At 37.3% G+C, this 20096-nt stretch carries 21 protein-coding genes and 1 pseudogene; 20 read left to right on the plus strand and 2 right to left on the minus strand.

Annotated features, from left to right (window positions below; translation table 11 throughout):
* Positions 1 to 75 precede the first annotated feature (75 nt).
* From DLD82_RS01390 to DLD82_RS01400, 3 genes are all read left to right on the plus strand, one after another.
* Positions 76 to 426, plus strand: coding sequence for a nucleotidyltransferase domain-containing protein (locus DLD82_RS01390; protein WP_109939308.1), 351 nt, complete (start codon positions 76 to 78; stop codon positions 424 to 426).
* 181 nt (positions 427 to 607) lie between these two features.
* On the plus strand, positions 608 to 2053 hold the full coding sequence (locus DLD82_RS01395; protein WP_109939309.1) for a transposase: 1446 nt from the start codon (positions 608 to 610) through the stop codon (positions 2051 to 2053).
* Positions 1971 to 2384 carry a HEPN domain-containing protein gene (locus DLD82_RS01400; protein ID WP_281267959.1) on the plus strand — a complete coding sequence of 138 codons (414 nt, stop codon included), beginning with the start codon at positions 1971 to 1973 and terminating at the stop codon, positions 2382 to 2384. The genes DLD82_RS01395 and DLD82_RS01400 overlap by 83 nt, the downstream gene beginning before the upstream one ends.
* A 232-nt stretch (positions 2385 to 2616) precedes the next feature.
* Here DLD82_RS01400 and rfbB read toward each other — a convergent pair whose 3' ends face one another.
* On the minus strand, positions 2617 to 3672 hold the full coding sequence (gene rfbB, locus DLD82_RS01405; RefSeq protein ID WP_109939311.1) for a dTDP-glucose 4,6-dehydratase: 1056 nt from the start codon (positions 3670 to 3672) through the stop codon (positions 2617 to 2619).
* A 140-nt stretch (positions 3673 to 3812) separates the two neighbouring features.
* On the opposite strand from rfbB, the gene gmd reads away from it, so the two are divergent.
* The 17 genes and pseudogenes from gmd (at position 3813) to DLD82_RS01490 (ending at position 19671) form a co-directional block, all read left to right on the plus strand.
* Entirely contained in the window at positions 3813 to 4856 is a 1044-nt protein-coding gene (gmd, locus tag DLD82_RS01410) for a GDP-mannose 4,6-dehydratase (RefSeq protein WP_109939312.1), read from the plus strand.
* A gap of 104 nt (positions 4857 to 4960) precedes the next feature.
* A complete protein-coding gene (locus DLD82_RS01415) occupies positions 4961 to 6151 on the plus strand; it encodes a GDP-mannose 4,6-dehydratase (RefSeq protein ID WP_181391188.1) in 1191 nt (396 codons plus the stop codon).
* Positions 6152 to 6582: 431 nt separating this feature from the next.
* Positions 6583 to 7647, plus strand: a complete 1065-nt coding sequence (locus DLD82_RS01420) for a glycosyltransferase (RefSeq protein ID WP_109939314.1) — start codon at positions 6583 to 6585, stop codon at positions 7645 to 7647.
* 114 nt (positions 7648 to 7761) lie between these two features.
* Positions 7762 to 8610, plus strand: coding sequence for an ABC transporter permease (locus DLD82_RS01425; RefSeq protein ID WP_109939315.1), 849 nt, complete (start codon positions 7762 to 7764; stop codon positions 8608 to 8610).
* Between the two features lie 5 nt (positions 8611 to 8615).
* Positions 8616 to 9935: an ABC transporter ATP-binding protein gene (locus DLD82_RS01430; protein WP_109939347.1), complete on the plus strand. Its 1320-nt coding sequence runs from the start codon at positions 8616 to 8618 to the stop codon at positions 9933 to 9935.
* Positions 9936 to 10085: 150 nt separating this feature from the next.
* Positions 10086 to 11132 carry a hypothetical protein gene (locus DLD82_RS01435; RefSeq protein ID WP_109939316.1) on the plus strand — a complete coding sequence of 349 codons (1047 nt, stop codon included), beginning with the start codon at positions 10086 to 10088 and terminating at the stop codon, positions 11130 to 11132.
* A gap of 52 nt (positions 11133 to 11184) precedes the next feature.
* Positions 11185 to 11364, plus strand: a pseudogene (locus DLD82_RS01440) (DapH/DapD/GlmU-related protein); the annotation flags it as partial.
* A gap of 118 nt (positions 11365 to 11482) precedes the next feature.
* The gene (locus tag DLD82_RS01445) at positions 11483 to 12436 is read left to right on the plus strand and encodes an NAD-dependent epimerase/dehydratase family protein (protein WP_109939318.1); all 954 of its coding nucleotides are present in this window, start codon (positions 11483 to 11485) and stop codon (positions 12434 to 12436) included.
* The gene (locus DLD82_RS01450; RefSeq protein WP_181391189.1) at positions 12415 to 13296 is read left to right on the plus strand and encodes an SDR family oxidoreductase; all 882 of its coding nucleotides are present in this window, start codon (positions 12415 to 12417) and stop codon (positions 13294 to 13296) included. Before DLD82_RS01445 ends, DLD82_RS01450 begins: the two co-directional genes overlap by 22 nt.
* Entirely contained in the window at positions 13293 to 14276 is a 984-nt protein-coding gene (locus DLD82_RS01455; protein WP_219968280.1) for a Gfo/Idh/MocA family protein, read from the plus strand. Before DLD82_RS01450 ends, DLD82_RS01455 begins: the two co-directional genes overlap by 4 nt.
* Positions 14273 to 15256: a GHMP family kinase ATP-binding protein gene (locus DLD82_RS01460; RefSeq protein WP_109939320.1), complete on the plus strand. Its 984-nt coding sequence runs from the start codon at positions 14273 to 14275 to the stop codon at positions 15254 to 15256. Before DLD82_RS01455 ends, DLD82_RS01460 begins: the two co-directional genes overlap by 4 nt.
* On the plus strand, positions 15256 to 15960 hold the full coding sequence (locus DLD82_RS01465; protein ID WP_109939321.1) for a sugar phosphate nucleotidyltransferase: 705 nt from the start codon (positions 15256 to 15258) through the stop codon (positions 15958 to 15960). The genes DLD82_RS01460 and DLD82_RS01465 overlap by 1 nt, the downstream gene beginning before the upstream one ends.
* A gap of 16 nt (positions 15961 to 15976) precedes the next feature.
* Entirely contained in the window at positions 15977 to 16582 is a 606-nt protein-coding gene (locus DLD82_RS01470) for an SIS domain-containing protein (RefSeq protein WP_109939322.1), read from the plus strand.
* On the plus strand, positions 16579 to 17613 hold the full coding sequence (locus tag DLD82_RS01475) for an acyltransferase family protein (protein ID WP_181391190.1): 1035 nt from the start codon (positions 16579 to 16581) through the stop codon (positions 17611 to 17613). The genes DLD82_RS01470 and DLD82_RS01475 overlap by 4 nt, the downstream gene beginning before the upstream one ends.
* A gap of 14 nt (positions 17614 to 17627) precedes the next feature.
* Entirely contained in the window at positions 17628 to 18224 is a 597-nt protein-coding gene (locus DLD82_RS01480; RefSeq protein WP_109939324.1) for a D-glycero-alpha-D-manno-heptose-1,7-bisphosphate 7-phosphatase, read from the plus strand.
* The gene (locus tag DLD82_RS01485; protein ID WP_219968281.1) at positions 18214 to 18933 is read left to right on the plus strand and encodes a transaldolase; all 720 of its coding nucleotides are present in this window, start codon (positions 18214 to 18216) and stop codon (positions 18931 to 18933) included. Before DLD82_RS01480 ends, DLD82_RS01485 begins: the two co-directional genes overlap by 11 nt.
* A gap of 24 nt (positions 18934 to 18957) precedes the next feature.
* Positions 18958 to 19671: a class I SAM-dependent methyltransferase gene (locus tag DLD82_RS01490; protein ID WP_109939350.1), complete on the plus strand. Its 714-nt coding sequence runs from the start codon at positions 18958 to 18960 to the stop codon at positions 19669 to 19671.
* A gap of 11 nt (positions 19672 to 19682) precedes the next feature.
* On the opposite strand, the gene DLD82_RS19485 is transcribed toward DLD82_RS01490, so the two are convergent.
* Positions 19683 to 20096, minus strand: a complete 414-nt coding sequence (locus tag DLD82_RS19485; RefSeq protein ID WP_109939325.1) for a GtrA family protein — start codon at positions 20094 to 20096, stop codon at positions 19683 to 19685.

Consider the following 20096-nt stretch of genomic DNA (forward strand, 5'->3'; position numbering starts at 1 on the left):
AAAATATAAAGCTGAAAGGCAGATGTCCGTTCTCATAAAGGTATATATTACATCTGAATTACACATGTATTCAGGATGAATAGGGAACGGGGGGATTTTGCGAGCGATGAAAAGGTAATTTCTAACGCCATTTATTCATATACATCACAGATACAAGAGAAATATGGGGATAAAATAAAACGAGTAATTCTGTTTGGCTCATGGGCCAGGGGTGAAGGTGATTCTGGTTCTGATGTTGATTTATTGGTTATTACTTCTAAATTGCCGGTAAAATCCAAATTAGATATTATGTGGATTGCCTGCTCTTTTTTTACCAAAACAAATGTATACCTATCAATAAAAGTTTTTTCTGAAGACGAGTTCGAACAAGAGAGGGATTTCTCGTTTATTAAAACTGTATTAATGGAGGGAAGGCAAATTGCCTAATAGAGATGAAATATCTCTTTTTATCAGACGTGCTCAGGATACTTATACCGTGGCATGCGAACTACATCAAACCCAAACTATTCCGCTCATAGGGATTAATTTTCACAAATATCTCTTTTTTCTCCACTTACTCTGCATATCACCGAAAAAGCTTTATACTATTTATCCCTAATATTATGTCATGGAAACCTGGGCTACGGAGTGGCTTGCAGAAGAGCGGAGGAAGGGAAAACAGTGCCTTGAGATCAAATACATCCAGGGTAAACCCTATGTCTATTATTCAACAAGTACCTACGACAGGGATACGAAAAAAACAAAGAAGATATCTAAATATATTGGACGCCTGACTCCAGATCGTGGTCTTTTAACAAAAGGTTCAACTCGGCCATCCCAAAATACGACTTCTCAGTCTTCAACCCTCCCAAGAGCGAAATCCGTCTTTGAATATGGAAATGCTAGACTTTTGGGGGATGAATTTAAGGATATGATCCCTGTGCTCAAAGAGGCTTTTCCTGAACATTGGGAAGAGATAATTGCTTTCGTTTTTACTCGTATATCGGGCTATCTACCTCTCAAACGAATCAAATCTACATGGGAAAAACTAGACAACGTATTGAAGATCTCTCCAAACTGCTCTCCCAAAAATCTCTCAATGACACTGAAATCTATCGGAGATGATAAAATTGGCCAGGATATGGTGTTTAAACACCTCTGGCAGGAAAACCATCATCTCATCTATGATCTATCATTTGTGTTCTCCCTCTCAGATAACTTGACATTCGCAGAATGGGGTCGAAATCATAATGAAATTTCACTTCCGCAGGTAAATGTAGCCTTGTTTAGTGGTCTTGAGACGGGCCTCCCAGTAATGATCAGGGTGATTCCAGGATCTGTTAAAGACGTAAAAACACTTCTTCCTTCGATGGATGAAATAAAATTAAATGACGCGATTCTTATTGTAGATCGTGGTTTTGTGTCTGATGAGGTCTTGGATGGAATCTTTGATCGTAACTGTTCAGCTGTGGTGCCCCAGAGAAGAAACAGTAACTGGTATAACACAAGAATTCATCTCACAGATCGGTTTATATATCATAAACGTTTGATTCGGGGTGGAAAAAGGGAGATTGATGGGAAGATACTCTATCTTTTTGAAGATAAAGATCTGGAACTTGAGGAGAACAAAACACTTTTTGAACTGGTTGAGAAGGGAAATATTACGCCAGAAGAAGCGAAAATACGAGAGAAAAAAGCAGGGAGAATCCTATTCGTTTCAAATTTAGATAAATCTCCACAGGAAATTTATGAGTTATACAAAACAAGGGACCTGGTTGAACGGCACTTTGATACGCTGAAGAATGAAATTCAGGCGGATGTACTATATCTTGGAGATCGGAGTGCAGTATTTGGCCATTTGTTTATTGGTTTTCTCTGTCTGTATCTCTACTGCAAGCTGATGATTCTCATTAAAAGGGAGGGATTAACTGCAGAATATTCGCCAAAGGACGTGCTATTGGCGTTTTCAAAAGTAATGAGAATCACTTATGATGGGTTTGACCAAGTTACAGAAGTGCCAAAGAAGGTTCGTGAGCTCGAGAAGAAGCTCAAACTCAATTTATTCCCTAATTGAAGGCATAGTTTGGGATCAAAACCACCATTATAATGACGCTATATCCAGGGCATATTATTCAATGTTTTATGCTGCAAAAGCGGTGCTTCTAACAAAGGATATTATAACAAGGACTCACAAAGGGACGATTTCACAACTGAATAGTAATTTTGTGAGAGTGGGAGAATTTGAAGAGATGGTGTGGAAATATCTGCCTTTGTCTGAGACTCTTCGAGAAGAAGCCGATTATTCTATAACAAAAAGAATTACTCAGGAAGAGTCAGATGAGATTCTGACCGGTGCCCATATCTTCATACAACGATGTGAATCGCTTATCTCTCAAAAAATTTAAATTTCAGGACTTCTTATGAGGGTATTTACACCTGTACATAATAGTCATCTTGTGAAAAAAAGAATTCAAACCATCTATCTTTTATTTCTCATTCAAACGGCAATCCTGTGTATGAACTATCTGTTTCCAGACCCTTTTTAGGAAATTACTCTCAAAAAGCGGCATGATGATACTCATCAGGCCCGACGTATAAAAAGGAGGGGTCATGGCAATTTTTTCTCGGTTTACAGATTCACCCATAGTTTTTCTGGTAAAAACTTAGGTATTCACCGGAGATGACATTTTTTACCCACCTCTGGTGCTCCAGATACCACCGGATCGTATTCCGGATTCCCTCTTCAAAAGATGTTTCCGGCACCCACCCCAATTCCCGGTTGATCTTTGAGGCATCTATGGCATATCTCCGGTCATGACCAAGCCTGTCGGTAACATGTGCGATCAGGTCTTCGTTGATATCCGGATCCCCGGTCATTTCACTCAGCAGCCGCAATATTGTTTTAACAATAACGATATTTTCCCGTTCATTTGAACCACCGATATTGTATACCTCCCCAACTTTTCCTTTATGAAAGATCAGGTCTATTGCCCGGCAGTGATCCATGACATACAGCCAGTCACGGACTTGTTTCCCATCACCATATACCGGAATGAACTGGTGTTCCAGGGCCCGGGTGATGATCAAGGGGATGAGTTTTTCCGGAAACTGATACGGCCCGTAATTATTCGAGCATCGGGTGATTACCACCGGCATGCCAAAGGTGTCATGATATGCTTTTGCAATGAGATCTGATCCTGCTTTACTTGCAGAGTAGGGACTATGTGGATCGAGAGGTGTTGTCTCGGAAAAGAGACCATCCGGACCGAGTGAGCCATAGACCTCATCGGTGGAGACCTGGAGGAAGGTTGTTTTCTCTTTCCACTTTCCATCCTTGAGCCATGCTGCTTTTGCTGCATCAAGGAGTGTATGGGTTCCCAGGATGTTGGTTTTCAGGAAGATTGCCGGATCATGAATTGACCGATCAACATGGGATTCTGCGGCAAAGTTGATGACACCCAGGATATCATACCGGGAAAATACCGATTGAACCTCCCCCGGATCAGTGATGTCGCCTTTGATGAAAATGAAACGGGATTTCTGATCTTCCGGAAGGTTTTCTACGTTTTCAGGGTTCCCGGCATAGGTCAGGGCATCATACCCGATGATAATGTCTTCCGGGTGGTTGGCCAGGTAATGATATACAAAGTTTGAACCGATAAAACCGGCAGTACCTGTTACGAATATAATCATACGTTATATTTTATGTCTATTGGTATCTAATTAATAGGATATTACCAATGGGACTCTTTTCATAAGTGACATTAGTGATGAACTGATTTACAAAGAATTATCGTCTATTCAGATGAAAATCAACCGGACATAGAAGAATTATGAAGCGAGCATTTATTACCGGAATAACCGGGCAGGACGGATCGTATCTGGCAGAGTTTCTTCTCTCCAAAGGGTACGAGGTCCATGGTCTTGTCCGCCGTGCATCTACCTTTAACACTCAACGGATTGATCATATTTATATCGATGCCCATGAACCCGATGCCAGGATCTTTTTCCATTATGGGGATCTTTCAGATTCTGAGATGATATCACATGTTCTCTACAATATTAAACCTGATGAAATCTACCATCTTGGGGCACAAAGTCATGTCAGAATAAGTTTTGATACTCCGGAATATACAGGAAATATTACCGGACTTGCCACGACAAGAATTCTTGAAGCAGCCCGAAGAAGTAATCCTTCGGTAAAGTTTTACCAGGCTTCCTCCAGTGAAATGTTTGGGCATACCCCGCCACCACAGAATGAGGATAGTTGTTTCTGGCCACGGAGTCCTTATGCATGTGCCAAGGTGTATTCATACTGGATGACCCGAAATTATCGCGACGGGTACAACATGTTCGCCTGTAATGGAATTTTGTTTAACCATGAATCTCCAAGACGTGGTGAGACCTTCGTAACCCGAAAAATCACCCGGGGTATCGCTGCAATCCTTGCCGGGAAAGAGAAATACCTATACCTTGGTAACCTTGAAGCAAAAAGAGACTGGGGGTATTCACCCGAATATGTAGAATGTATGTGGAGGATACTTCAACAGGATACTCCGGATGATTATGTTATCGGAACTGGTCAGACCAATTCTGTCCAGGAGTATGTGGATGCAGCCTTTTCCTATGCCGGCCTTGATGTGAATGAACATGTGAAGATCGACCCGAAATATTTCCGTCCGACTGAAGTAGAAGCTTTACAGGCAGATCCCTCGAGATCTGAAAAGAAACTTTCCTGGAAAGCGAAAATCCGGTTTAAAGAACTGATGAAGATCATGGTGGATGCAGATATGCGGGCAGCAGGGCTTGAACCGGTCGGTGAAGGGGATGAAATTATCCGGAAAGAGTTTCCATACCGGTGGTGGGGAAAAGACTGAAGATTGCTTATGGTATTTCAAAATTATATTCAGATAATAATAACTGAATTTCCTATATAAAACAAAATATCTGCTGCGGTCATAAATTGAAGAGAAGTGGTTTATTGAATTTTTCAGAAAAGAGGATTCTACTAACCGGGGCAGATGGCTTTTTAGGACATCATCTGCAAAAATCCTTTCTTAGCCAGGGAGCTAAAATTTTTGGGCTATCCAGAAATAAAAAGCCGAGGAATCCGGTCTCTCATCCGAATAATACGATAATTATTGGAGACATTCTTTATTCAGATAATATTCATGATGCACTAAAAATTTCTGAACCAGATATTATCATCCACCTCGCTGCCCAGTCACATGTTGGGGCCTCATTTCTTGATCCAGTTCAAACATGTGAAATTAATTGCAGAGGGACTACGAATCTTCTGGAAACTATTCAAGGTTCCAAATACGATCCTCAAATAATTTTCCCAGGGTCTGCAGATGAATACGGACTTGTAATCAGTTCTCAAACACAATATGACAATATTTTAGCAGAAAATAAAAAAGTATTCCCAAACCCTACAAGGATTCCAGAGGTTCCGGTTTCTGAAGAAAATCCACTCCGCCCCGTTTCTCCTTATGGCATAAGTAAGGTATATGGGGATTTTATGATGCGATCATATCACAACTCGTATGGTATGAAGAATATTGTAATTAGATCATTTAACATTGAAGGGCAAGGAAGAGGAGAGAATTTTGTAACCTCCACTCTGGCAAGGCAAATAATTGAATTTAAAAGAGGCCAGGTTTCATCTATTCAGATAGGAAATGTCGCAGTTTTCAGAGATTTTACCCATGTTTCCGATGCCGTAGCGGGGTATTGCAGTGTCATTGATCGGGGACAGTATGGAGAAGTATATAATCTTGGTTCAATGCGAGCGACATCAATATTAACTTATTTACTACATTCAATTGAAGCAGCAGGATATTCAGTCCTTTCTCTTTCATCCTATAATAATTCATTTTATTGTAAAGACCCACTGATTCTAAAAGATTATGAATTGTTCGGAGTTCGGGGAGAATATTCAAAAATTGACCGGTTAATTGCGAACAATTTATCACTCTTTTCGCTTGGTTCAGGAGGAATAAATGTATTAACAGATAAAGGAACCATACCTATTTCCATTGATCCAGAACGGTTTCGTCCTTCAGATAACCCATTTATTATCGCGGACATTAAAAAGATAAAAAATCTGGGATATTTTCCCAGAATGTCAATACAAGAGGTTTGCAGAGATATTGTATGTTCATATGAATGAATTGTTTAACCGATTTAATTCTACTCATAATAATTAATTCTCACCATTAGTGCCTTATTCTAACGTTGATCCTCATATCTCCGAAAAAATTTATAGTATAAATCCCCATGAGTGAATCATATTGATTATTCGTGAACCGAAATAGGTTGGCATAGAAAAAATTGATCCTCAAAATTTCCGCCAGATGAACGTAGAGGCTCTATGTGCCGAACCCTCAATGGAAAAAAATCTAATAGGCTAACAATCAGATTTAATAAACTCAAAAATGATTATTTCGAATTCTTTTGTGAGCGCTGTCGGAGTAAATCCTATTGGTGAAGGAGAAGATAATCTGGAAAATCTTTCCGTACCAGTAATGGGAAAGAGAGTTAATAATTACTACAGATTTTTAATTTTTTTGTTCTCCCATAAAATAATGGAATAATATAATCATGAAAATTGGTATTTTTCACGATTTTTTCGGAGCAGTAGGGGGAGGGGAAAAAACAGTCCTCGTTCTCGCGGACATATTACATGCAGATATCATCACCACCGATACTGATGCACTTCAGGTCTTAAAGTCAACAACTCCGGTGCAATCCCTTCATAGAACGGTAAAAGTGCCGCCATTGAAACAGATTTCAGCGTCTTTGTATTTTTCATTGGCAGATTATCGGGATGATTATGACTTTTTTATTTTTACCGGCAACTGGAGTATTCACGCTGCAGCGATTCATCACCCAAATATGTGGTACTGTTTTACTCCGGTTCGTGCATTTTATGATAATTACATGAATTTTAAATCCAAACTAGGTCCTGTAAGGGGAGCCCTTTTTTCTTCATGGGCACATTTGCATCGACCCTGGAATCAGAGGGCTGTTGAAAATATCAATACCATCGTTTCAATTTCAAAGACCGTATCTGACCGGGTGAAAGAGTTTCATAACCGGGATACACCGGTTATTTATCCACCAGTGGACATCTCCCGCTATTCCTGCCGGGAGTATGGGGATTTTTGGTTATCTGTCAACCGGTTGTATCCGGAAAAGAGACTTGAACTGCAGATCGAAACCTTCCGATCATTACCTGATGAGAGACTTGTAATCGTAGGAGGGTATGCGAAGGGTGATCATGCTGCCGGATATGCAACAAGAATCCTTGAAAACCTTCCATCAAATGTTACATACCTTGGTGAAGTGGGTGAAGAGGAAGTATTGGATCTGTATTCACGATGCAAGGGGCATATCACCACTGCGTTGCATGAAGATTTTGGTCTGACTCCGGTGGAGGCGATGGCTAGTGGGAAGCCTGTTGTGGCAGTGAATGAAGGTGGATTTCGGGAGACGGTTACCGAAAAGACTGGCATGCTTGTTCCTGCAGAAGTCTCTCATATTCGTGATGCAATTATGAAGGTTTCAGAATACCCAGAACATTACAGGGATGAGTGCATAAGGCAGGCAGAAAAATTTGATATTCCACGGTTTGAACGAGAGATAAGGGACATGATTCTCATTTAGTATGGATTTTTTTATGAATTCTGAAGTTTATAGTACACATTATAAAAAATTGTTAATGCTCGTGATTAAATAATTCAAAAAACCAGAAAATATTCGAAAGGACCTAACAAAGAGATGAAAGAAGAGACAGAGTGGACCATGGAAATTCACTCCAGAAGTGGGTGGTTCAATATTGACCTTGCAGAATTATGGAGATATCGTGACCTCATTGTTCTTTTTGTTCGGAGAGAATTTGTTGCGGTATATAAGCAAACAATACTTGGTCCGGCATGGTTTTTATTGCCGCCGTTGTTTACTGCAATTGTATTTGCAATTATTTTTGGTTCCATAGCAAGAATCCCAACAGATGGACAACCCCCGGTCCTCTTTTATCTTGCAGGTATCATCGCATGGACATACTTTTCCAACTGCATGACTGCCACATCAAATACGTTCATAGCTAATTCGGGCATTTTTGGGAAGGTTTATTTTCCCCGGCTGGTCATTCCAGTTTCGATAGTAATTGTAAATATCTTTTCATTTTTGATCCAGTTTGGACTTTTTTTGATAATTTATCTGTATTATCTTATTTCTGGTGCCCCAATATCGCCCAATATCTGGCTGTGCCTGGTTCCATTTCTTCTTATTCAGATGGCAGCATTGGGACTTGGTATGGGAATTCTCGTATCAAGTCTTACCACCCGGTATCGTGATCTCACTTTTGCACTAGGATGCGGTATTCAACTCTGGATGTACGCGACTCCCATTGTCTATCCCTTATCTCAAGTACCACATCAATGGATATGGCTCATTAGTTTAAACCCCATGACAGCCGTTGTTGAATCATTCAGATTTGCCTTTCTTGGCAGCGGAATGATCCAGTCCTGGCAGATAGTATTGAGTCTTATAATAACAGCATTCATATTATTCCTTGGAATCCTGTTCTTTAGTAAAGTAGAAAGATCGTTCATGGATACTGTGTGAAGATCATGAGTGAAATTGTCATTAAAGTTGAAAATATTTCTAAATTATATCGACTCGGAATAATTAGTCATAATACTTTGTACCAGGATATCCAGAGTAAATGGGCACGGATTCGGGGTGCGGAGGATCCGAACACACAGATTGACCAATTGAATTCAGGTTTAAAAAATAATGAGTGCGAATGTTTCTGGGCTTTAAAGAATATCTCTTTTGATGTTCGGAAGGGTGAGATTTTAGGGATCATCGGGAGAAATGGTGCAGGAAAATCCACTCTTTTAAAGATTCTTTCACGTGTTACCGCACCAACAGAGGGCAAAATTAAGATTAAAGGCCGGATTGCCAGTCTTCTTGAAGTAGGGACCGGGTTTCATCCTGAGCTTACCGGAAGAGAAAATGTGTTCCTCAACGGGGCAATTTTGGGGATGACAAAGCAGGAGATCAATGAGAAGTTTGATGATATCGTTGCATTTGCCGAAGTAGAGAAATTTATTGACACTCCGGTTAAACGGTATTCAAGCGGGATGTATGTCAGGCTTGCATTTGCAGTTGCAGCACATTTAGAACCTGAAATTTTAATTGTTGACGAGGTTCTTGCGGTTGGTGATGCCAGGTTTCAAAAGAAATGTATTGGGAAAATGGGAGAGGTTGCAGGGGAAGGAAGGACCGTGTTATTTGTCAGTCATAATATGAATGCAGTAAAAAACCTCTGCGGAAAAGTCATTTTGCTCGAAGCAGGGAATCTCGTCTATGAGGGTGATACTCATAAGGGTATTGCGCAATATGTTAATGAGGATAGAATTGAAACTACCACATTGGATGAAGAATACCTAAATTCTATTATGACCGGATTAATTTTAGAGAGAAATCCTACAATCCGGTTTCAGCAGATAACAATATCCGATATGAATGGTAATGAGCGAGCTACCTTTCGTTCTGATGAAGAGATTAAAATTACGATGAGATACAGATGTTATACCAAAGTTACAAATTTGCGATTGCTCATTACGGTATTGGATAGTGAAGGAAACCGGATAATGAATACCCTAAATTATGATGATGAATCTGAATTAGTCTCAATGCCTCGGGAACCGGGGACTTATGAAACTATATGTAGATTTCAAAAGAATATTTTTGGAGAGGGGCATATTTTCTTTACTTTTGGACTAATTAATGGAGATTTAGAGCATGTCACAATACAGAAAGGTTTTCATATTAAAATTTCATTTTACCCATATAGTTCATGTAATGAAAAACTTTTTGAATTTGTGAATATTCGGCCATTAATGAGTTGGAGAACAAAAAACTCATTAAGAGAAATTGTGTGATGATTTTATATTAATGAAATTTTATAATGATGCTACAGATTATTTTTATTAATTTATTGGTTTTTTGAAGAGCGTTTTTTTTCAGATTAGTAAACTAAAAATTATGCCGATTTACTAATTTACTGTAATACAAAAGAAAAGGAGGTTCAGATGCAAGATTATGAAAAATTTATCTGTATCGATAATCGAAAAAAAGCAAAAATTAACAACAAATATTTACGTTTTTGTCAACAGTTGGAATATTGGGATGGTAACACATTTTATGGTATAGGTAATATCTTAAAAAAGTACGCTGGGCTCCCATTATTCTTTCCACTAAATTTTCGCATTCAACATGGAATGGTATTTTTTGATTTATTAAATAGCCCTCAATCACTTAAAGAAAATACAGATTTTTATATTTCACAAGATATAAATTGCAAATTTTTAGTTTTTAATGAAAAATTGAATAAATTCTTTCGAAATAATTATTACGAAAATATTCGTACAATAGGTGCTCCGATAATTTATTTGGAAGAATACATAAAATCTAAAATAGATTCAGAAAAAAAAGGGACGATTGTATTCCCACACCATGGTATTGAACAGATCGATGTCATAATCGATTACAATGAATACATTGAGAAACTCTGTAATCTGCCTCCAAAATTTCATCCTATCACTATTTGTATGCATTACATAGATATTCAAAGGGGTTATGCGAATCCATTTTTAGAAAATGGATTTAAGGTAATTTGTAATGGCAATTTACGAAATCCATATTTTTTGTACAATTTCATTGATAATTGTTCCTCATTTGAATATGTAACAACAAATAAAATCACCTCTTCAGCATTATATTATGCAATTTTTCTCGGCTTAAAAGGGTTTATTTATGGGCCTGATTCAAAAATGAAAAGTTTATCCACCCTTTATTCCAATTCAGTACAAGAAATCATTAAAGATTTTCCCTATGAATTTCCCATTACCTCTGTAGAGGATTATCAGAGACAAATAGAAATTAGTCAAAAAGAATTGGGAGTAAATATTCGTCTTTCAAAAAAAGAAATGAGAAGTTTATTAATTAGAGGAATTAGTATTGAATTTATTATGAACTACCTATTTTTTGTTGTGAATTTTATCTCAAACCAAAGTTTTAAGAAAATTGGAATAGAAATTTTGATACGGTTCAAAAATTTTCTAACTCATTTTATATAACGATGACGATAAATAAAATATTTTATGATAACGTACTATCTAGAAGAGGGTAATTATTGGAAATGATGTATTAATCGGCACAATGGCAATAATTTTACGAGGAGTGACAATCGGTGATTCTGCGATCATTGGTGCAGGTTCCGTTGTAACAAAGGATGTCCCTCCATATACTATTGTTGCTGGGAACCCAGCAAAAATTATTCGAACAATATCAGATGAGGACGTTATATCTTCAGATCTATTTTGATTCCATTGTTAGCAATCACCAATTCAGATAATAATTTACACCTCGTTTTACTCTCACCTATGAAAGATAATTTATTTAATAGTTTTTAAAAATAATTAGGTATATGAAATATTTTATTACTGGTGGAGCAGGGTTTATTGGAAGTAACCTCTGTGATCGAATATTAAAGAACGGGCATGAAGTTGTTGTTTTTGATAATTTTTCTACCGGACTCAATGACTTTTTAGAGATATCAAGGAAAGATAAAAAATTTACTCTTATCAAAGGCGACTTACTGGATACAGAACAATTGAATAACGCAATCATAGGTTCGGACTTTGTCTTCCATCTCGCTGCAAATGCAGATGTGCGATTCGGAACTGATCATCCATCAAAAGACCTTCAGCAGAACACCATTGCCACATTCAACATTCTGGAAGCAATGCGAGTAAACGGAATAAAGAAGATTGCATTTTCATCAACCGGTTCGGTATATGGCGAAGCATCAGTTATACCAACCCCGGAAGATGCCCCTTTTCCTATCCAGACTTCCTTATATGGAGCATCCAAAATGGCCTGTGAAGGACTGATTGAGGCATATTGTGAAGGGTTTGGATTTCAATCATGGATATTCAGGTTTGTATCAATATTAGGAGAAAGATACACCCATGGACATGTTTTTGATTTTTACAGGCAACTTCTCGCTGATCCAACCGAGCTCAAAGTTCTCGGGGATGGACATCAGAAAAAATCATATCTTTATGTTCAGGATTGTATTGACGCAATACTGTGTGCTATTACTCATTCCAATGCGAACGTTAATATCTTCAATCTGGGCACGGATGAGTACTGCGAAGTAAACGACTCAATCTCCTGGATTTGTGAGCATATCGGTGTGAAACCCAAACGGGATTACACTGGTGGAGAAAGAGGATGGATAGGGGACAATCCATTCATATTTCTTGATTGTTCTAAAATCCGCTCTCTTGGGTGGAAACCAAAATATTCAATAAAAGAAGGTATCATAAAAACAATGGAATACCTGGAGAAAAACCAGTGGGTTTTCGAGAAACGATGAAGAGACAACAATCCCTGGTACTGATAACCGGGGCAACACGAGGGCTTGGAAATCAGATTGCCCACCATTTTTTTGAGTCAGGTTCAGATCTCATCCTTATCGCCCGTAATTATTCTGAACTCCAGAAGATGAAAGATACTTTTTTGTCCACAACGAAGTCTGAACAGAGAATTTTCATATTTTCTTTTGATTTGGCTGAAACAGAGTTATTACCGGCCCTCATCAAAGAAATCATTGAAAAGTGTGGGGATCCAGATATTGTCATCAATAATGCTGCTAGTCAAGGCCCTGTCGGACCTATTTATGAGAATGACTGGACAGAATGGGAGAGATGTATGAAAACATGTCTCATAGCTCCTGTTCAGTTATGTAAAGGGTTTATTCCAGGCATGATAGAGAATCATTATGGCAGGATCATCAATATATCAGGAGGAGGAGCAACTTCCCCACGACCAAATTTCTCCAGTTATGCCACTGCCAAAGCTGGTCTTGTCCGGTTTTCAGAGACCACTGCATGCGAATTATTACCCCACGGCATTACTGTGAATTGTGTTGCACCGGGGATTATGTATAGTGACCTGACTTGCAACATCATTAAAGCGGGAAAAAGATCTGCCGGTGATTCAGAATATGACAATGCAATAAATCTTCAATTACACAATACCCACAATGAAGAGATTGCGGCAGAATTGGTGTATTTCTTAACGAGTATTGAATGCAGCACAATAACCGGTAAATTGATCAGTGCGGTGTGGGATCCATGGAAAGAACTCCCAAAATATTCGGATATATTATCACAAACAGATATCTATACCTTGAGGAGAATTATTCCAGCGGATAGAAATCTAACGATTGAATGATCATTATGAAAGTTGGAATTATTGGTTGTGGAGTAATTGGCCATAAGAGGGCAGAATCTCTCGCATCCGGATATTTATGTGCAGTCTCCGATATCTCATCAGAGAGGGCAAATTCCCTGGCCGGGAAATATCCAGGTGTCAGGGTGGAAACAGACTGGCAATCTGTCATCAAAGATCCAGAAATTGATCTTGTTATCATATCTACCTCAAATAACTGGCTGGCACCGATAACCCTGGAAGCTGTATTCGCAGGAAAACATGTACTCGTAGAAAAACCTGCTGCCCGCCATTATTTAGAATTTGATCCCATTATTGAAGCGATGGAAGAGAGTAAAAGCAAGGTCACCGTAGGATATAACCTTCGATTCCATCCAGCCCTCAAAAAAGCCCATTCAATCATAGAAAGGGGGGAATTGGGCAACATAATGTATATAAGGGGAAGATACGGGCATGGTGGAAGACCCGGATATGAAAAGGAATGGCGGGCTGACCCGGAGATATCAGGAGGGGGAGAACTCCTTGATCAGGGGGTCCATCTCATTGATTTATCTCGTTGGTTTTTAGGTGATTTCACGAAGATCCATGGATCTATTCGGACGTATTTTTGGAATATGCCAGTCGAAGATAATGGATTTATGTATCTTGAAACTGCGCAGGGTCAGATTGCATGGCTGCAGGTAAGTTGTACTGAATGGAAAAATCTATTTTCCTATGAAATTTTTTGTGAACATGGAAAACTCCAAATTGATGGAATTGGAGGGAGTTATGGAACTGAACGACTTACCTGCTACAAGATGCTCCCCCAGATGGGACCTCCTGAAACAACCATTTGGGAGTACCCATTTCCAGATAATTCATGGAAAGAGGAATTTATGGATTTTGAACAGAAAATTTTAACAAATAAAAACCCGGACCCGGGTATCCGGGATGCACGTGAAGCTCTTAAAGTAGTCTCCACCATTTATAAAGAACACATATGATTATAACCAGAAGTCCATTACGTATCTCTCTAGGTGGAGGAGGGACAGATCTTCCTTCATACTATCAACAACATGAAGGATTCCTCATATCAGCAGCGATTGATAAGTATGTGTATATCACTCTGCATGATACCTTCCAGAAAGAGATTATTATTAAGTATTCAAAAACGGAAAGGGTTGAGAATATTCATCAGATTCAACACCCGATCATACGGGAATCATTAAAATTACTAAATATTGATTCGCATTACTTTGAACTAGCCAGTCTTGCTGACATTCCTGCAGGCACGGGACTTGGATCTTCAAGTGCCTTTTCCTGTGCCCTCTTAAAAGCTCTTCATGCCTATAATAAAACATTTATCAAGCCTGATGAACTTGCCGAGGAAGCGTGTCATATCGAGATCGATGTTCTGAAAGAGCCCATTGGTAAGCAGGATCAATACATCTCTGCATTTGGTGGGATTAATTGTTTTAATTTCTGTAAAGATAATTCAGTAAAAACGAAAGAACTCAAATTATCAAAAGAAACTCTCTATAATATGGAAGATCATCTTCTCCTATTCTTTACCGGGTATTCAAGATCAGCATCGAATGTTCTCAAAGAACAGGATGAGAAGAGTAAGATCAATGACACTTCAATGATAGATAATCTCCATTTCATAAAAGAACTGGGCTATAAAAGTAAAAAAGCATTTGAATGCGGAGATTTGGAAGAGTTTGCCCATCTTATGAATGTCCATTGGGAGCATAAAAAGCAACGTTCCCAGTCAATGAGTAATGATCACATCAACATATGGTATGACATTGCAATGAAGAATGGGGCTCTTGGAGGAAAGCTGATCGGTGCAGGTGGTGGAGGATTTCTTATGTTTTATGCTGAGGATAATAAAAAACTCCGGCATACAATGGCAAAGGAAGGTCTTCAGGAGGTACGATTCCGGTTTGACTATGATGGTAGTAAAGTGGTGACAACTTCATAATGCTGCCAGTGGTAATTCTTGCCGGGGGTCTTGCTACCCGTCTCTATCCGGTAACATTAGAGATCCCAAAATCACTCATAGAGATTAACGGAACCCCATTTATCCACCATCAATTACTCCTTTTGAAAGAAAAGGGTGTATCTGAGGTGGTTTTATGCGTGGGGCATATGGGTGAAGAGATTGAATCATTTGTTGGGGATGGATCTCAATATGGTCTTCATGTCAGATATTCTTATGATGGGAATTTTCTGCTTGGAACCGGGGGAGCGGTAAAAAAGGCATCCGAATTGCTTGAAGGGGCATTCATGATCCAATACGGTGACTCATATCTTGATGTGGATTATGAATCAGTCGAGCAGTCGTTTCGAGAATGTAACCTCCCCATTCTCATGACGGTGTATCATAACAGAAATACATTCGATGCGAGCAATGTTCAGATGGAGAACGGCATGATCGTGAAATATGATAAGAATTCGCTTGATCCCGCTATTCAGTACATCGATTATGGATTACTAGTTGTGAAAAAAACTATTTTTGAGTCATATATTATTGAGCAGCCTTTCGATTTATCAATGGTTCTGTCAGATTATGTAAAAGCGAAGAAGATTGCTGCCTATGAAATATTGGATCGTTTTTATGAGATCGGTTCAATACAGGGAATAAAAGATACCGCAGAATATATCAGGATTCGAAACCACATTTAAGAGAAATTGTGATTTTATGAATGATGAACAATATATTTCATCTTTTCTGGATGATGCAATTACCATAATTAACCAGATTGACCGTACTCAAATCCTTAATATGATTCATATTCTCGAAGAAATTCGAAGTAATAGGGGTCGTCTGTTTATTCTTGGAGTTGGAGGGGGAGCGGGACATGCTTCTCACGCGGTGAATGATTTTAGAAAAATTGCGGGGATCGAAGCATATGCACCGACTGATAATGTATCAGAACTGACTGCCCGGGTAAATGATGACGGTTGGGAGACGGTTTTTGAAAACTGGCTGAAGGGCAGTCACCTGAATAATAAGGATGCTATTTTTGTCTTTTCTGTCGGCGGAGGAAATGAGGAGAAGAAAGTTAGTGTGAATCTTGTTAATGCCCTTCGATATGCTAAGGGTATTGGCACGAAGATAATCGGAGTTGTTGGTCGTGATGGGGGATATACTGGAAAAGTGGCTGATGCATGTGTGATTATTCCGACGGTAAATGATAAGTCCGTCACTCCCCAGACCGAAGCATTCCAGGCAGTTGTCTGGCATTTGATTGTGTCAAGTCCGTCGATGCAGATGTTTGATATGAAGTGGGAAGGAATTATTTGACATATTATCGTTGGGTAGATGTTGCTAAAGGGATTGGAATATTATGTGTTGTTTTTGGACATGCAGTAAATCAAATCAATATTGAAAACATTAGTAATAATTTATCATTTTTAAGAAGTATGGTATACTCCTTCCACATTCCTCTATTTTTCTTTATTTCGGGAGTTTTGTTGAGCATTAATATATCATGGAAAGAATTCATACAAAAAAAAGTAAATCGACTAATTATCCCATATTTTTTAAATTTTTTAGTAATAAGTCTAACACTATGTGTAACTTATTATTTATTACAATTTCCTCATTCATTTTCATGGTTTAATTATGTAAAAGCGATGATATATGGGACTATAGGTCAATTTATGTATCAAACAGGAACAAACATTTTAAATCCTTTATGGTTTTTACCTAGTTTGTTATTAGCATTAATCATTGGTAAATTTTTATTAGATATAATTAATTTAGATTTTTTATTGGGTTTAATATTGGTAATTATTATCGTAGGAATCGGGTATAACATTGCATTACAAAGTATACATCTACCATGGGGTTTAGATATTGCTTTAGTTATGCAAATATTTATCATTCCGGGTTATTTTTTTAAAAAATTGCATTATTCACAAATAGAGAGACCGAGCATATTGATTTTTGTATTGTCAATGATTGGTTTTTTTTTCTCGTTTAATATCAATGGAGGTATCGAAAGTTCACAGGCCCTCTTTAATAATTTCTATTTTTTCTGGCTTACTGCTATTTGTGCATCACTCGCAATTTATTGTTTATCAGCATATTTAGTACATTTTTCATTAATAGAAAAAATTCTCTCATATTTCGAGAAGAATTCTTTGGTGATTCTATGTTTTCATATGGTTGCCAATATTGTTATAATTTATATTGCGGGTTTATTTCCACAAATTATGGAGATATATTATTCAAATATTTACTTTGAATTTACTTTTATGTTGGTAATATCAATGGTTTTTATTCAAATTATAAACAAAATTCCCATTATGAATAGACTTTTTCAATTGTAAAAAAAAGGGATATCATGAAAAATCGCGCAATATTTTTCGACCGTGATGGGATTCTTAATGATTTAGTATACCATAACACAACTCGGGAGTATGAGCCACCCCATAACCCTACTGAATTAATTATTATTCCTGATGCAATAAATGTTATAAAAATTCTTCAAAAAGAGAATTACCTACTTATCGTAATTTCAAATCAACCTGATTATGCCAAAGGAAAAACCTCGTTTGAAAATTTATTGAACGTTCATAAAAAATTAGAATCTGTTTTTCTTTCTGAAAAAATTTCTTTTTCACATTATTATTATTGTTATCATCACCCTGATGGAATCATTGCTTCCCATTCCATTATATGTGAATGCAGAAAACCAGAGCCCTATTTTTTATTTCAAGCTGCAGTTGATTTCTCCATAGATCTCAACCAATCCTGGATGATTGGTGACCGTGACACTGACATAGAATGTGGAAAGAGAGCAGGAGTTAAAACTATTTTAATAAATTACCCATTCTCAAAAGGAAACCGAGGGAATAGTTATCCTGATTATGTTGTTGAAAATATTTATGAAATAATACCGATAATAAATATGGAAAATAATGAGAATAATGATGAATAAAGAAAAAAAATTTAACATTAAATTATTTGCCGATGGGGCCGATTTGGCTGGAATGATAGAAGAATATAAGAAGGGCATTGTGAGTGGTTTCACAACAAATCCCACTCTCATGAAAAAAGCCGGAGTTCATAATTACGAGGAGTTTGCAAAAAATGCATTAATAGCGATCCCTGATCTTCCCATATCATTCGAAGTATTTTCAGATGATTTTGAAGGAATGGAAAAAGAAGCGAGAAAAATTGCTACTTGGGGAGAACACGTATATATTAAAATTCCAGTTACAAATACTAAAGGTGATAGTACCGTATCACTTGTGAAAAAACTTTCACATGATGGTCTAAAACTGAATGTCACGGCGATTTTAAGTTTAGACCAAGTAAAAAAGGTCGGTGAAGCTCTTTCTCCGGATACTCCGAGTATAGTGTCAGTTTTTGCGGGTCGAATTGCTGATACTGGTGTTGATCCCATGCCAATCATGAGTGAAGCAAAAGCATTTTTAAATTCAAAACCAAAGACGGAACTTCTTTGGGCAAGCACACGTGAATTGCTTAATCTTGTTCAAGCTGAATCCTGCGGTTGTGATATAATCACAATCACAAATGACATTCTAAAGAAAATACCACAACTAGGAAAAGATCTAAACCAATTGTCACTTGAAACGGTGCAGATGTTTTATGATGATGCATTAAGTTCCGGTTTTAGAATTTAATGCATGAATTTTTTTAATAAAAAAATGAAAAAATCAAAAAAGACTTCGTGGCCAAAAATAATACCTCCACTAACTAATGAACAAATAGCAATCCGTGATGATTTCATGAAACATTGGCTGACCGTGTTGCCAAAAAAATATGGAATCATTGAAAAGTTTAATCATGGATTCGCTTCGAAAAAGGGGATTTTTCAAGGTTGCAATACATTGGAAATTGGTGCCGGATTAGGAGAGCATTTATTCTATGAGAATTTAGCGATCCAAAATTATTCAGTAATTGAAATAAGGGAAGAATTGATAAAAGAAATTAAAATCAAGTACCCCCAGGTAAAAACTTTAGTTGGTGATTGTCAGAAAAAAACTTCATTCGAGGATAATTCTTTTGATCGTATTCTTGCGATTCATGTACTTGAGCATCTTCCAGATCTCCCCTCTGCATTGAAAGAAATACATCGATTATTAAAAACAGATGGTAAATTTATAGCAGTAATTCCATGTGAAGGAGGGTTATTGTATGAAATTGCAAGAAAAATTTCTGCACGAAGGATCTTTGAAAAAAGGTACAATCAAAGTTATGATTGGTTGATATCAATAGAGCATATAAACTTACCACTAGAAATTATAATTGAATTGAAGAAATTTTTTTTAATCGAAGAAACATCATATTTTCCATTAATTATTCCCAGTATTTCAATGAATTTATGTATTGGTTTAGTTTTATCAAAAAAAGAATGTTAATTTACAAGATTTTAATTCAAATCAGACAAGTTATCTTTCTTTGTAAAAACAAAAAAATTTGAAAAAATGAAGCCCCAAATAGTACTTACAATAATTTGAAATATCTTAGATATTATCTCTTCAAATCCCAAAATTCCAACTAACAAAAATAAAAATCCACTATTAAATAGATAAGTAAGTGCAACACATAATAAATATTTAAAAAATGTCTTCGACTTGTTAATTGGGACATATTGAAAGGTCCAATTTTTTTGCATGTAAAATACTATTATTAGTGCTACAGTAATTGAGATTGCATTAGCAACAATATAATTTAAAAATAAGGTTCTAATTAAAACCGTGTAGATAGAAAAATCAGTAATAGCGCCAATTGCACCGACAACGAAATATTTAAAGTATTTGTAAAGAATGAGATTATTAAACAT

The sequence above is a fragment of the Methanospirillum stamsii genome, from assembly GCF_003173335.1.
Classification (GTDB): Archaea; Halobacteriota; Methanomicrobia; order Methanomicrobiales; family Methanospirillaceae; genus Methanospirillum; species Methanospirillum stamsii.